The organism is Roseibaca calidilacus, assembly GCF_001517585.1.
GTDB classification, from domain to species: domain Bacteria; phylum Pseudomonadota; class Alphaproteobacteria; order Rhodobacterales; family Rhodobacteraceae; genus Roseinatronobacter; species Roseinatronobacter calidilacus.
In genome coordinates this window covers 2,292,798-2,306,052 of the sequence record NZ_FBYC01000004.1, presented here as the reverse complement: position 1 = coordinate 2,306,052, position 13,255 = coordinate 2,292,798, and the positions used below count along the sequence as shown (strand labels likewise).

14 protein-coding genes are annotated in these 13,255 nt (G+C 63.6%); 7 read left to right on the top strand and 7 right to left on the bottom strand.

Features of this window, described 5'->3' with window-relative positions:
- Positions 1 to 11 precede the first annotated feature (11 nt).
- Positions 12 to 1,310 (bottom strand): flagellar hook protein FlgE, encoded by a 1,299-nt coding sequence (locus AWT76_RS14925; RefSeq protein ID WP_072247040.1) that lies wholly within the window; start codon positions 1,308 to 1,310, stop codon positions 12 to 14.
- Between the two features lie 74 nt (positions 1,311 to 1,384).
- Complete coding sequence (locus AWT76_RS14920) at positions 1,385 to 2,173, bottom strand: flagellar motor protein MotB (protein ID WP_072247039.1); 789 nt, start codon at positions 2,171 to 2,173, stop codon at positions 1,385 to 1,387.
- Positions 2,174 to 2,348: 175 nt separating this feature from the next.
- Between AWT76_RS14920 and AWT76_RS14915 the strand changes: the two genes are divergently transcribed.
- Positions 2,349 to 2,939: a transglycosylase SLT domain-containing protein gene (locus AWT76_RS14915; protein WP_072247038.1), complete on the top strand. Its 591-nt coding sequence runs from the start codon at positions 2,349 to 2,351 to the stop codon at positions 2,937 to 2,939.
- Between the two features lie 3 nt (positions 2,940 to 2,942).
- Here the strand turns inward: AWT76_RS14915 and AWT76_RS14910 are convergent, their stop codons facing one another.
- On the bottom strand, positions 2,943 to 3,515 hold the full coding sequence (locus AWT76_RS14910; RefSeq protein ID WP_072247037.1) for a LysE family translocator: 573 nt from the start codon (positions 3,513 to 3,515) through the stop codon (positions 2,943 to 2,945).
- A 150-nt stretch (positions 3,516 to 3,665) separates the two neighbouring features.
- Here AWT76_RS14910 and AWT76_RS14905 point away from each other — a divergent pair, with 150 nt between their 5' ends.
- Genes AWT76_RS14905 through lpxK form a run of 4 tightly spaced genes read left to right on the top strand, consistent with a single transcriptional unit; the run spans position 3,666 to position 7,981 of the window.
- The gene (locus AWT76_RS14905) at positions 3,666 to 5,027 is read left to right on the top strand and encodes a TldD/PmbA family protein (protein WP_072247036.1); all 1,362 of its coding nucleotides are present in this window, start codon (positions 3,666 to 3,668) and stop codon (positions 5,025 to 5,027) included.
- The gene (locus AWT76_RS14900; protein ID WP_072247035.1) at positions 5,014 to 5,787 is read left to right on the top strand and encodes a 3'(2'),5'-bisphosphate nucleotidase CysQ; all 774 of its coding nucleotides are present in this window, start codon (positions 5,014 to 5,016) and stop codon (positions 5,785 to 5,787) included. Before AWT76_RS14905 ends, AWT76_RS14900 begins: the two co-directional genes overlap by 14 nt.
- Before the next feature lie 33 nt (positions 5,788 to 5,820).
- A complete protein-coding gene (locus AWT76_RS14895; protein ID WP_072247034.1) occupies positions 5,821 to 6,987 on the top strand; it encodes a 3-deoxy-D-manno-octulosonic acid transferase in 1,167 nt (388 codons plus the stop codon).
- Between the two features lie 4 nt (positions 6,988 to 6,991).
- Positions 6,992 to 7,981: a tetraacyldisaccharide 4'-kinase gene (gene lpxK / locus AWT76_RS14890; RefSeq protein WP_072247033.1), complete on the top strand. Its 990-nt coding sequence runs from the start codon at positions 6,992 to 6,994 to the stop codon at positions 7,979 to 7,981.
- Here the strand turns inward: lpxK and AWT76_RS14885 are convergent.
- From AWT76_RS14885 to AWT76_RS14875, 3 genes are read right to left on the bottom strand one after another with little or no spacing between them, the layout of a single operon-like run.
- Complete coding sequence (locus AWT76_RS14885) at positions 7,978 to 8,964, bottom strand: YcjF family protein (protein ID WP_072247032.1); 987 nt, start codon at positions 8,962 to 8,964, stop codon at positions 7,978 to 7,980. The genes lpxK and AWT76_RS14885 overlap by 4 nt on opposite strands.
- Positions 8,961 to 10,382: a YcjX family GTP-binding protein gene (locus AWT76_RS14880; protein ID WP_072247031.1), complete on the bottom strand. Its 1,422-nt coding sequence runs from the start codon at positions 10,380 to 10,382 to the stop codon at positions 8,961 to 8,963. Before AWT76_RS14880 ends, AWT76_RS14885 begins: the two co-directional genes overlap by 4 nt.
- 45 nt (positions 10,383 to 10,427) lie before the next feature.
- A complete protein-coding gene (locus AWT76_RS14875; RefSeq protein ID WP_072247754.1) occupies positions 10,428 to 11,045 on the bottom strand; it encodes a glutathione S-transferase in 618 nt (205 codons plus the stop codon).
- A gap of 87 nt (positions 11,046 to 11,132) precedes the next feature.
- Here AWT76_RS14875 and AWT76_RS14870 point away from each other — a divergent pair, with 87 nt between their 5' ends.
- Both AWT76_RS14870 and AWT76_RS14865 read left to right on the top strand, forming a co-directional pair.
- Positions 11,133 to 11,750, top strand: a complete 618-nt coding sequence (locus AWT76_RS14870; RefSeq protein ID WP_072247030.1) for a class I SAM-dependent methyltransferase — start codon at positions 11,133 to 11,135, stop codon at positions 11,748 to 11,750.
- A 20-nt stretch (positions 11,751 to 11,770) separates the two neighbouring features.
- A complete protein-coding gene (locus AWT76_RS14865; protein WP_342667180.1) occupies positions 11,771 to 12,223 on the top strand; it encodes a DUF2267 domain-containing protein in 453 nt (150 codons plus the stop codon).
- Positions 12,224 to 12,241: 18 nt separating this feature from the next.
- On the opposite strand, the gene AWT76_RS14860 is transcribed toward AWT76_RS14865, so the two are convergent.
- Positions 12,242 to 13,111, bottom strand: a complete 870-nt coding sequence (locus tag AWT76_RS14860) for a branched-chain amino acid aminotransferase (protein WP_072247753.1) — start codon at positions 13,109 to 13,111, stop codon at positions 12,242 to 12,244.
- Positions 13,112 to 13,255 lie beyond the last annotated feature (144 nt).

Sequence of the window (13,255 nt, the reverse complement as noted above, 5' to 3'; positions counted from 1 at the left end):
GTTGGGTTGGATCAACGCTTGATGTTGTTGGTTTCCTGAAACATTTCATCGACGGTTTGGATGACCTTCGCATTCGACGAATAAGCGCGTTGGGTTTGGATCAGGTTCGTCAATTCCTCTGCGACATCTGTCGCGGATTCCTGAAGGGCGAAGCCCACGAATTCGCCGACGGGGCCATCGCCCGCGTCCCAAAGGAAGAACGGACCGCTTTCGCGGGAAATTTGGAAGGATTGATCGTTTACCGATGTCAGCCCATTCGGATTGGGGACATCAACCAAGGGCACGCGGAAGAGCGTGCGACGGAAACCTTGATCATAGACAGCATCCAGATTGCCGCTGGCATCAATCGTCAGCCCGATCAGATCGCCCGCGCCGAAGCCATCCTGTGTGACCCCAGCCGGAGAAAAGGTAGAGCCGCGTTGCGTTACGCCACCTGGTTCGCCCAGACGCCCAAGCTGCATGTTGATTTGTTGCACCCCAACCGTCAGGTTGACGCTGCCGGTTGCCGGGTCATAGCTGTTCGAGCCGCCCAAGGCTGTCACAGAGGCAAGGGTGCCGCCGCTGCCGGGGCTGGTGTCGAAAACCAACTCGTATTCGCCGACGGTCGTGCCGCTTGCTTGGTCTTCAATGCTCATTGTCCAAGTATTGGCCGTTCCGGTCGGCTGAAAGGTCGCTTCCAGCGTTCCGGGCAAGCCAAGCGTGTCGAAATAGGCGATGGACAGAATCGATGGGTCCCCAAGCGCGCTTGGCGCGCTGTCGCTGGCAGGCAGGTTGACCGGCATGGTGATACGGCTGGTCGGGAACGATGCCTGTTGGTTCATCGCGATCTGGATCGGGCGCAGACCACTGCTGTTGTCGCGTACATTGGGCGGAACAATGCCATCTTCGCCCGCTGGCCAGCCCATGAGGACCATTCCTGCCGGGTTGCGCAAGAACCCGTTTGCATCCTGCCGAAAAGACCCTGTGGCCGTCAGAAGCATTGGCGCCGTGCCATCTTGCAACTGTGCGCCAAGCTCTGATGTGACGGGCAGAAAGCCACGCCCGTTGACCGCGATGTCAGTTGCATTCTGCGTGCCAATCAGCGCGCCCCCTTGGTCGGCAAGCCGCAAGGTGGATGTTCTGACACCCCCGGCGCTATAGGCGCCCTGATCGGCGAGGCCGCTGCCAATAACCATTGAATGAAACGAGGTTTGCGCCCGTCTGTAGCCATAGGTTGCCGAATTCGCGATATTGTCGGAAATGGTCGACAGCCGGTTCGCATTGGCGCGCAGTCCCGAAATACCGGCGTTCAGGGAAGAGGTAATGCTCATGGCCGCTCCGTCATGGGTTGGTGATTCTTCCCATGACTATCGGCGGCGCGGCTTAATTTATCCCTAATCGCGCCTTACGCTTGGATGCTGCGCAGCAATATCAGTTCCAGCCGGTTATTCCCGACTGCCATGGTGTTTTCAGGCAAGGCCGGGGATCTGTCGGCATGGCCTGTCACCCTGCTTAGGCGTTCGGGAGTGAAATCTGTGTCCAGAAGAAGCTGGCGGGTTGCAGCCGCGCGCGCAAGCGTCAGCTCCCAGACCGGATTGGTGCGCAGAACCGCTGGAAAGGCTTGCGAATGCGCGCCTATGGCAAGGGGGTTCTGCACGATGCGCATGGCTTCCGTCAGCAGGTGCAGCAGTTGGCGCAGAACCGGGCGCGGGTTTGCGCCGTCAGGGTTGAACAGCGGCGCGTCGGGCAGATCCGACACGGTGAACACAAGCCCCTCATCTGTAAGCTTGATGTTAACGTGTTTCAGCAATTGTTCAGCCTGCGCGCTTTCCCCGGCAAGGGCGGCGAACCGATCGGCGACATCTTGCAGCGCCTGCGATTCCGCTTGGTAGGCTTCGGCGGTGGCGATTTCGTCTGTCAGAGAGGCAATGGTTGAAATGGAAGACCCCCCAAGCGCCCCATCGCCCCCCGAAGATTGGCTGTCGACAGCGAAGGTCGGCGAGAAATAATCCGCGATCCCTTTGCGTTCGTCATCCGTGACCGAACCGAGCAACCACAGCATTAGAAAGAATGCCATCATTGCCGTCACGAAATCTGCATAAGCTACTTTCCAGGCCCCACCATGATGCCCACCCCCCGCAACGATCTTTTTGCGTTTGATGATGATCGGCCTGACATTGTCAGAACGTGCCATGTTCACCCACCTTTTTACCCGTCTTGGATTTTAGCATGAGGGTCTGAACGGTTGGTAAAGGTCGCAGGGTGGGGAAAAACGGTCACGTTTTCGCCACCATGGCAGGGCTTGGGACAGTTGGGGGCTTACTTTTCAGGCCAGAACCGTTAGAATCCTGTCAAAAATCGAGGCAGACATGAGCAGATTTCCTTTGATCATCGCGGTTGCGGTGTTGCTGTCGGCATGTGGCGGTCGAGAGTTTTCGGCGCCGCGCAACCTGGATGATGCTTGCGCAATGCAATCCGAAAGACCGAAATACTTCGCGGCCATGCGGGCTACAGAGCGCCGCTGGGGTGTGCCGGTTGCCGTTCAGGCAGCCATTATCCATGCCGAAAGCCGCTTTATCGGCGATGCGCAAACCCCGGTGCGCTACGCACTGGGTGTTATCCCGCTGGGGCGTCAAAGCTCCGCAATGGGGTATAGTCAGGCGCTGGACGGCACATGGGATGAATATCGTCGCGAAACGGGCAACCGCCGCGCGGACCGCACCGATATTCGGGATGCAACCGATTTCGTGGGGTGGTATTCCAACAAATCGCGCGAGCGTAACGGGATTGCCTTGAACGACGCGCGCAATCTGTATCTGGCCTATCATGACGGGCATACCGGGTTTTCGCGCGGCAGCTACAACTCCAAGCCTTGGTTGTTGCAGGTGGCGGACCGCGTGGCCAGCCGTGCGGTCATGTATGACCAGCAATTGCGGAATTGTCGGCGCGGTTGGTGGTAGCGCTTAGCTGACCGCCACCCAGATGGCGACGGCAGCAAGCAGCAGGGCAAAGCCTTTGTTGATCCTACGCAAATGCGCCGGGTTTTGGATGCGGGCAAGCAGGGTTTGGCCAAGCCCGGTCCAGAGCATGAAGGCAACCGCGTTGTTCAGGGTGAACACGGTCGCAACCCATGCCACGGTGTGCCAGTCTGCGGATGGAAACTGCGCATAAAGCGCGGCCATGATCGCCCACGCCTTTGGGTTCAGGGCCAGCAGCGCTGCACCGTCCCATAGGCCGGCATGTGCGGTGTTTGTCCGCAGGGGCAGCGCACTGGCGCGCCAAAGCCGTAGCGCCAGCCATAATATATAGCCGTTGCCAACCCATAGCAGCAGCCGGGCCGTGTCCGGCCCGGTCGCAACCAGCAGGCCGCCACCCACCGCAAGGGCCGCAGCCAGCGTTGCGGCGTGATAGCCGAAAAGCGCAGGCAGAGAGTTGCGCCAACCGAACCGTGCGCCATGTGCCGCGAAAAACAGGTTGCCCGGTCCGGGGCTGTAGGCCAGCGGCAACAGAAATAGCAGCAGGGTCAGGGTGGTCATCGGCGCGCGCTCCTTGGTGTAGAGTTGCGGATTACGCTGCCACACCCGCCCCTGCCGACCCGGAACCTGCGCAAAATGGGTCGGGGCGGCATTCCAATTTCTGCCGGATCGCACTAGATCAGGGGCAAGCCCGCACAAAAGGAATGCCCGATGCACAGTGATGATCCGACCGCCCCGCTTGCGCCTTTGACTCAGGCCATGTTGCGCGCGGCCAAAGCGGCGGGGGCAGAGGCCGCCGATGCTTTGGCTGTCGAGGGGCGTTCTGTTTCTATAGATGTGCGCAAGGGCGGTCTGGAACAGGCCGAACGCTCGGAAGGGTTGGAGATTGGTCTGCGGGTGTTTGTCGGGCAGCGGCAGGCCTGTATCTCTTCGTCCGACACGCGGCCAGAAACGCTTGCGGCCATGGCAGAGCGCGCGGTCGCCATGGCCCGCGAAGCGCCCGAAGACCCTTATGCCGGTCTGGCCGATAGCCAGCGCCTTGCCATGTTGCGCAGCGCCGACGGGCTGGACCTGTTCGACCCGACCGCCGACCCCGACCCGGCCATGCTGCAAGAGGACGCGCGCCGCGCAGAGGCCGCCGCCCTAGCAATTGACGGCGTGACACAGGTTCAGTCCGCCTCTGCCGCCTATGGCCAGCAGGCAATTTGGCTGGCGGCCACCAATGGGTTCAGCGGCGGCTATGCGCGCACGTCGCGCCACACAAGCTGCGTGGCCATCAGCGGTGAAGGCACGGCGATGGAACGCGACTGGTGCGGCGAAGGGCGGGTGTTCCAAGCCGATCTGCCCGCGCCCGAAGCGGTGGGCCGTCTTGCCGGCGAACGGGCCGTGGCGCGCCATGGGGCCCGCCGCCCGAAAACCGGGGCCTATCCGGTGCTGTATGACGAACGGGTGGCCAGCGGGCTGATCGGTCATCTGGTGGCCGCCATCAACGGCGTGTCAATCGCCCGCGGGTCCAGCTGGTTGCTGCGGGCCATGGGCGAGCAGGTCTTGCCCAAGTGCCTGTCGCTGATCGAAGACCCGCACCGAACACGCAGCAGCGCCTCGCGCCCGTTCGATGCCGAAGGGCTGCCGACCCGCGCCCGTAACCTTGTGGCCGATGGGGTATTGCAAGGTTGGGTTCTGGACCTCGCCTCTGCCCGCAAGCTGGGCATGGAAAGCACCGCAAACGCCATGCGCGGCACCTCGTCCCCGCCCAGTCCCGGCACGACAAATTGGGCGCTGACCCAAGGCACCGCCAGCCGCGCAGACCTGATCGCACAGATGGGCACCGGGCTGCTGGTGACGTCGCTGATCGGGTCCACCATCAACCCCAATACGGGCGATTATTCGCGCGGGGCCAGCGGCTTTTGGGTGGACAACGGCGAAATCGTCTATCCGGTCAACGAATGCACCATCGCGGGCAATCTGCGCGACATGCTGGGCCGGATCATCCCGGCCAATGATGCGCGGCCACATCTGGCGCATGTGGTGCCGTCGCTGTTGGTCGAGGGGATGACCCTTGCAGGCGACTGATGACCTGAAGCTGGTCATACAGGCGGCAGAACGGGCGGGCGAGATTGCCCTGCGCCGTTTCGGGCGCGCTCCGCGTGTCTGGGACAAGGGCCAAGGCCAAGGCCCGGTGTCAGAGGTCGATCTGGAAATCGACGCCGCGTTGCGGGACATGTTATTGGGCGCGCGGCCCGATCATGGCTGGTTGTCCGAAGAAACGCCCGACAGCCCGGACCGCTTGGGCCGGTCGCGGATATTTATCGTCGACCCGCTGGATGGCACCCGCGCGTATCTGGACGGGCAGGACGGGTTCGCCCACCCTGTCTGCCTTGTCGAAGACGGGCGCCCGATTGCCGCCGCGATCCATTTGCCTCGACTGGGGCAAACCTACAGCGCGGCGTTGGGGCAGGGCGCGTTCTGCAACGCTGCCCCGATTCATGTGGCTATGCCTGCGGACGTGCCGCGCGTGCTGGCCGCGCGCAGCCAGCTAGAGGCCGGGTTCTGGCCCGGCGGCGCGCCTATGGCCGAACGGTTCTTTCGCCCCGCCCTTGCGTGGCGCATGGCGCTGGTTGCGGATGGGTCTTTCGATGCGATGTTGACCTTCAAGCCAGCATGGCATTGGGACATTGCCGCCGGCGCGCTGATTGTGGCAGAGGCCGGCGGATGCGTTAGCGACGAAACTGGCGCTGCGCTGCGGTTTAACACCGCAACGCCGCGCGCGCCGGGGGTCATTGCCGCCAGTCCTGCCTTGCACGCTGACCTGTTGGCGCGCAAGCTGGGATAATCGGCGCAGCGTCAGAGCAGGAGAGCAGCACGGGTGACCGGCCATGTAGAACAGACGGCGCAATATCCCGACCTTGGCCTGATTGCCGGGTTGGGTAGCCCCTTGCTATGGCTGCATTGCGACACGCCGCGCCGTTTGGAAAAGCTCGCGGCGCTGTCAGAGGCCGTTTTGCAGGCGGATGAGGCTGTTGGGCTGGTGCTTAGCTTTCCGGTCGGGTGCACGCCGCCGCCGGAAATTCCGCGCCGTTTATGTGTCGCCTGCCAAGATGACGGGGCGCAGCTTGCCCGCCTGCTGGGGCGGGGGGCGCGGGTTGCGACAGCGCTACTAGCCACACGTTCGCTGGCGGCGCGGCTTGTGCTGCGGCTGCGGCGGCAGAATACGCGTGTTTTGCTGGCAGAAATGGCTGCACCCCGTGTAACCGGGCTATGGTCCGTCCTTCCGGGCCATACGCGCCGGGTTCTGGGCCGCGTGGACCATGTTTTTCTGGCGCGCGAGTCTTGGCAAGACCGATGGCAGCGCGCAGGCGTGCCGGGGGAGCGCATGTCTGTTATCGGCGCGCTGGCGCAAGCGCCGCTTGCGCTGAAGTGCAACGAGGCAGAGCGCGAGGCTTTGGCCGAATCCTTGCGCCAGCGCACCGTGTGGCTGGCTGCGGGTGTCCCGCCCGAGGAAGAAGAGCAGGTCATTGCCGTTCAGCACGAAGCCCTTCGCGAAACCCATCGGCTGGCGCTGATCCTGCATCCTTCCGACCCGATGCGTGGCCCGGCGCTGTATGACCGTTTCGCGCATCAGTTCAACATGGCGCTGCGCTCGCGCGATGACCCGCTTTTGCCCGAAACGCAGGTTTACATTGCCGATACAGAAGGGGAGCGCGGCTTGTGGTATCGGTTGGCGGTGGCGTGCTATATGGGGGGCAGCTTTAGCACCGGCAGCACCTATTCGCCGCTGGAACCCGCAGGGCTGGGTTGCGCCATCGTCCACGGCCCCGAAAGTGGCCGCTTCGATGCTGCCTTCGATATGCTGACAGAGCGGCGCGCCTCGCGGCGTGTTACGCGGTCCGATGCCCTTGGCGCGATGATGCGCAGCGTCTTGCGCCCCGAGCGCGCCGCAGAAATGGCGCATGGCGGCTGGCAGGTTGTGTCGGAAGGCTCGGAAGCGACCGAAACCCTTGTCACCGCCCTGTTGGCGGCAAACCGGGATTGATGCCATGCAACCACCTGCCTTCTGGTTCCGTCCTTGGTCTGTCATGGCCGTGCTGTTGGCACCGCTCGGGCTGGTTTACGCCGCAGCGACCGCGCGGCGTGTCGCGCAGCCTGCGCGTTTTGCGCCGGGGGTGCCGGTTATCTGCGTGGGTAATATCAATATTGGCGGCACTGGCAAAACGCCCACGGTGATTGCGCTTGTGCAGATGTTGCAGGCCATGGGGGTGCAGCCGCATGTCCTGTCGCGCGGCTATGGCGGGCGGTTGACCGGTCCGGTGCAAGTGAATGAACGCCAGCACAGCGCCACGGATGTGGGCGACGAACCACTGCTGATGGCTGCCTTCGCGCCGGTCTGGGTTGGGCGTGATCGCGCGGCGACCGCGCAGGTGGCCCAAGCGGCCGGTGCAAAGGTGCTTATTCTGGACGACGGGTTCCAAGATCCGGCCTTGCGCAAGGATCTGTCACTCGTGGTGGTGGATGCCGCGCTGGCTTTTGGCAATGGCAGGGTCTTGCCCGCAGGCCCGCTGCGCGAACCGGTGGCCGCAGGCTTGGCGCGGGCGGATATGATCCTTGCCATTGGCGAGGCGGGCCAGGTCGCGGCTTTTCGTAAGGGCACCGATTACCCGGTTCCGGTTCTTGGCGCGGCGCTGAAACCACTTGCCATGGGGCTGTCATGGCAGGGCCAGCGCGTGCTGGCCTTCGCGGGTATCGGACGGCCAGAGAAATTCTTTGCCACTTTGCGCGCCGAAGGGGCTGTGCTGCTGCGCGCAGAGGCGCTGTCGGATCATCAACCCCTGAGTGATGCGTTGATGACCCGGCTAGAGATCGAGGCCAAGGCGCTGGGCGCGCAGATGGTCACGACCGAAAAAGACGCCGTGCGCCTGCCGCGCCGCTTTCGTCAGAAGGTCATGACGCTGCCTGTGCGGCTGGCTTGGGAAGATGAAAGCGCGATCCGCGCAGCCTTGGGCCGGATTTTGGGCCCCAGTGCAGGTTAACCCCTGTCAAACAAGCCGCTGATTGCGCGCGACACTATATTGCTGGTGCGCGGCTTTTGCGCAGCGACGAAGGGCAGGGGGCGGCAGATGCTCATGGCGGCAATGCCCAGCCGCGCGGTCAGCGCGCCGTTCACCAACCCTTCGCCAAAGCGGCGCGACAATTTCGACACCACGCCGCCAGAGGCGACAGATCCCAGCATATCTTCGCCCACCGCCACGGCACCGGTGGCCAACAGATGCGCCACCACACCGCGTAGCAAGCGGATGCTGCCTAGCGCACCGGCGCGCCCCCCGTAGATTTCGGCAATGCGCCGGATCATGCGCAGATTGATTGCCAGCGCCGCGACCACATCGACCAGCGCCATGGGCAGCATGGCGGTCAGAAGCGCGACTTGCCGCGCGGCGGCCTCGACCTCTGCTCGGGCGGCTTGGTCCAATGGCACCAGAAGCGTGGTTTCAGATAGGTGCAGCAGCCCTTCGGCATCGGGTTGGTCCGGGGCCAGTTCGGCCAGCCTGTCGCGGTGCCAGCGCATCTCGGGGCGGTTGGCATAAAGCGCGGACAGGCGGGCCATAAGCCGCAATGCGGTGTTGCGGTTGCCATCATTGCGCGCCCTGTCGGCCTGTTGGCGCAAATCATCCAACCGCGCGAGGCGGCGAAACCCCATCCATTCGCGCAGGGCCACGCCAAGGCAGGCCACGCCCACCAGCGCGAGAAGCCCGCCCGCCACCCAGCCCAGCGACGGGTTGCGCGCGATCAGCCCGGTGACGAAATCCCATGCCGCAATCGACAGGGCCATGCCCAGAAGTGCCAACGCCGCGCCCCAGCCCAAACGGCCCAGCCATGTCATGCGCCGCCGTCCCAAGCTGAGGGTGGCACGCATCGCTGCGCCTGTTGGGGGCCCGTCTTCGGGGGGCTGCGCGGCGGTTGCCGGGGTTTCCGTCGCGCTGTCCTCCAACTCGAACAGGGTGGGCCCGCGGCTCATAGCATGTCTCCGATCAGGAATTGCGCGGCGCGGTCCAGCCTTATATGCGCCAGCCCGTCGCCCGGGCGGCGGGACAGGCCCACCGGGGCGAATTGCATCACCCCGAAATCGGCATCCAGCCATTTCGCTGCCCCGTCCCGCGCGGGCCCAATCAGGGCCATCGGGTCTTCGGGCAGGTCGCCTGCGAAAAACGCGGCCTGTTTGCCGGTGTCAGCCAATGTGCCGCGCACGCAGTCAAGCATCTCGCTGCCATGTGGGCGCTGATCTTCGACCGTGGCGCGCACGGCGGCAATGGCCATGGCTTCGGTCTGGGCGCCAGCGAAATCGGCCCGGTCGCGTGCTTGGCGCAACAGCGCGGCCATCAGCGCGGTCAGTTTTGCATGCTGGCCGTGGTGCAAATGGTCGGCCTTGGTTGCCGCGAACAAGATGCGTTCCACCCGTTTGCCGCCCAGCAAGCGGGTCAGCCACGCGTTGCGACCGGGGCGAAAGGCTGACAGCAATTCGGTCATGGTGCGGCCCAGTTCGGCTACGGCATCTGGCCCGGCATGGACTGCGCCCAGCACATCGGCCAATACGATCTGCCGGTCGATCCGGGCGAAATGGTCACGAAAGAACGGGCGCACGACGCGCGTTTTATACGCCTCGAACCGGCGTTCCATTTCGCGCCCCAAGCTGCCGCGCTGGCCTTTGTGGGCCATGGGCGCGAAGGTCAGCGCCGGGCTGCCTGCCAGATCGCCCGGCAGCAAGAACCGCCCCGGAGAGATGTCGGGCAAGCCCGCCGCCCGCGCCGCGCCAAGGTAGTCGGTAAAGCTGGCGGCAAGCTCTTGGGCGCGGGTTTCGTCATGCGGGGCATCTGGGTCGGTCTTGGCCAATGCGGCCAGAAAGGCCTGCGCATAGCCGCGCCGCGCCATGGCGGTCAGCAGATCTGTGCTCCATTGGGTGAAGGATTTGTCCAGCAGGGTCAGGTCCAGCAGCCATTCGCCGGGGTAGTCGATAATATCCAGATGCTGCACCCGTGCACCGCGCAAGCCCCCCAGCACCCCGCCCGAGCGCACTCGGAAGGACAGCCGCAGTTGCGCCACCTGCCGTGTGCTGTCTGGCCAATGCGGGTTCGGGCCGGTCAATGCCGCCAGATGGCGCTCGTATTCGAAACGCGGGATCGTGTCATCTGGCTGGGGTTGCAGATAGGCGGCGTCGATGCGGCCGTCGCTGACCGCTTGCAGCCCGCCCATGCGCCCCCGGTCCAGCAGGTTCGCCACCAGCGAGGTGATGAAGACCGTCTTGCCCGCCTGCGACAGCCCCGTTACCCCCAAGCGCAGCGAATTGTCGAACGCGCCACCGGCAATCGCATGGCCGACTTGGGTGGCGGTTTCCTCCACGCCCCGTAACACGTCACCTGCAAACCGACCGATACCCATAAGCCCCATACCCTTCGTTTTGACCTAGATAAGGGGCGCGCCGCCCTAGGGGAAGAGGCGGGGCGCAGCGCCCTCTGCCCAAACCGGGCGCTTGGCCATAACAGCGCCAAACCGATCCGAGGCCAGAAAACGCGCCAACCATGCATGCAGGCGCGGCCAAGGCTGCGCGTCGAACCACGTTTTGTCGATGAATGCGAATTGCCGGATGAAGGGCAAGATGGCGTAATCGGCCAGCGTGGGGTGGTCGAACAGCCAGTTATTCAAGGCCGCGTCCAGCGTGGCAAGATGGGCGCAGGCCTTGGCCCGATAGGTGTGCGCATCCTTTTCAGGGTAGCGGCTGGCGTATTTTACCCGGTCCAGCGCGTGCTTGAATGGCCCGTCATTTTGGGCGATCCAATCTTGGCCCGATGGCGGCATTTCCAGCCAGCCTTCGGGGTCGGACTGCCCAAGCGCCCAGAGCATGATATCTAAGCTCTCATCAAGAACGCCGTCGCCGGTGACAAGGCAAGGCACGGTGCCAGAGGGTGATGCGGCCAGAAACGCCGAAGGCTTGTCGCGCAGCAAGATTTCGCGCAACTCTACCTGCACGCCGCTTGCCGCCAACGCCAAACGCGCCCGGATGGCATAAGGGCAACGGCGGAAGGAGTAGAGGACCGGGATCATGCCCATGGTCTAGCGCAGGCGCAAGCGGATGCCAATTCCAACGCGGGCGCTGCTCTGCTAGTGCTTTGCCAAATCGAAAGGGTGGCCATGCAAGACGCAGATTTCTGGAGCAAGATGGCGCCCCGCTACGCCCGCGCCAAGATTGGGGACAGCGCGGGCTATGAACGGACCCTGCGCCAGGTCGCGCCATTGTTGCAAGGCGCCCGTGTGCTGGAACTGGGCTGCGGCACGGGGCTGACTGCGCTGGCGCTGGCCCCGCATGCGCAAAGCTACCATGCGACCGATATCGCGCCGGGCATGATAGAGATCGCCCAAGGGCGTGTGGCCAATGACCCGGTCGCGAACCTGTCCTTTCAGGTGGCACAGGCCGAAGATTTCGGGCCGGGGCAGTTTGACGTCGTGTTCGTGCAGAATTACCTGCACCTGCTGCGGGATTTGCCGGGCACCTTGGCGCATATCCATGCGATCTTGCCGTTGGGTGGGCTGCTTATCTCGAAAACGCCGATGCTGGGGCAAGCGCCGTTTTACATCCGCTGGCTGGTCCCGATGCTGCAAGCGGTGGGTAAAGCGCCTTACCTGACAATGCTTACGGCGGCAGATTTGGAGTTGGCTTTGACTCAGGCGGGATTCGCCTGCGATCCGACCGAATGGCACGCCAGCCAAGGCCGCGACCTGCGCGCCTTCATCGTGGCGTGCAAGATGTGATTGGGAGGGATGCGATGCCCATGCCCTGGACCTATCGCCATGCCAGCCGAGAATGGCGGGCATTCTTGGAAGATGTGAAGGATGGGATGAACCTGATTTCGGACAACATGGCCTATACGGCGGTGGATGGGGTGTTCCAATGCTACCGAAAACGGGTCACAGCAGCCGAAGGCTTGGGTTTTGCCAGCGTTTTGCCTTCTGTGCCGCGCGCCATTTTCGTGGCGGGATGGCAGCCCATGGACCCGCCCTTGCCGTTCGGGCCGCGCGCCGATCTGGTGGCAGAGGTCAAGGCGCTGCGGCTGCATCACAACCTTACGCCGGATAACGCGATAGAAGCGACAGCCGCCGCACTTCGCCGCCAAATTCTGCCTGCCGACTGGGCACGCGCCATGGCGGACCTGCCGCCACAGGCACGCGCGTTTTGGGATGTGCCGGGCGTGCCGGACGAGAACTTGCGCCCGCGCATTATCTGATGCGCGGGCTGTATTAGGTTAGGCGCGAACCAGTTCCTCGTAGCTTTTCGCCACGTCGCGGGTGATCTGGCCCACTTGGAAATGGTAGTTCCCGATCTGGCCCACCGGTGTGACTTCGGCGGCAGTGCCGGTCAGCCAGCATTCGCTGAATGACTCCAGCTCCTCGGGCAAGATATGGCGTTCATGCACGACCATCCCCTTGTCGCGTAGCATGGCGATGACCGTCTGGCGGGTAATGCCGTTCAAGATCGCATCGGGGATGGGCGTGTGCACCTCACCGTCCTTTACGAAGAACACATTCGCCCCGGTCGCTTCGGCCACATAGCCGCGATAGTCGTAAAACAGCGCGTCCGAGCAGCCTTTTTCCTCTGCCGCGTGTTTCGACATGGTGCAGATCATATACAGGCCCGCGGCCTTGGCGGCTGTCGGGATCGTGTCGGGCGAGGGGCGGCGCCATTTGGCGATGTCCAGCTTCGCGCCCTGCATCTTGGCGTCGCCGTAATAGGCACCCCATTCCCACGCGGCCACGGCCAGACGGACCGGGTTGCGGCGGGCGGCGACGCCCATATCTTCGCCCGCGCCGCGCCAAGCGACCGCGCGCACATACGCGTTGGTCAGGTTGTTGGCGGCCAGCACTTCGGCCTTGGCGGCGTCAATCTGCTCGGCGGTGTAGGGGATCGGCATGTCCAGCAGGCGGCCCGATTCCAGCAGGCGCAGCGAATGCTCGTGCCCCTTGAAGATCTTGCCATCATAGCAGCGCTCGCCCTCGAACACCGACGAGGCGTAATGCATGGCATGGCTCAGGATATGCACATTGGCCTCGCGCCACGGCACCAATTTGCCATCCATCCAGATAAACCCTTCCCTGTCGTCATATGCGCCGGCCATCGGTGCCTCCATGCCCAAAGTTTTCAAATATTGCGCATATTAGGTCCGATACGGACATAAAGTTACGCAATTTCCAAGGATTGCTACCGATTCGGTCTTGGAATGTCAACAAGGCTGACATAACATTGCCCAAAGAGTGATCGA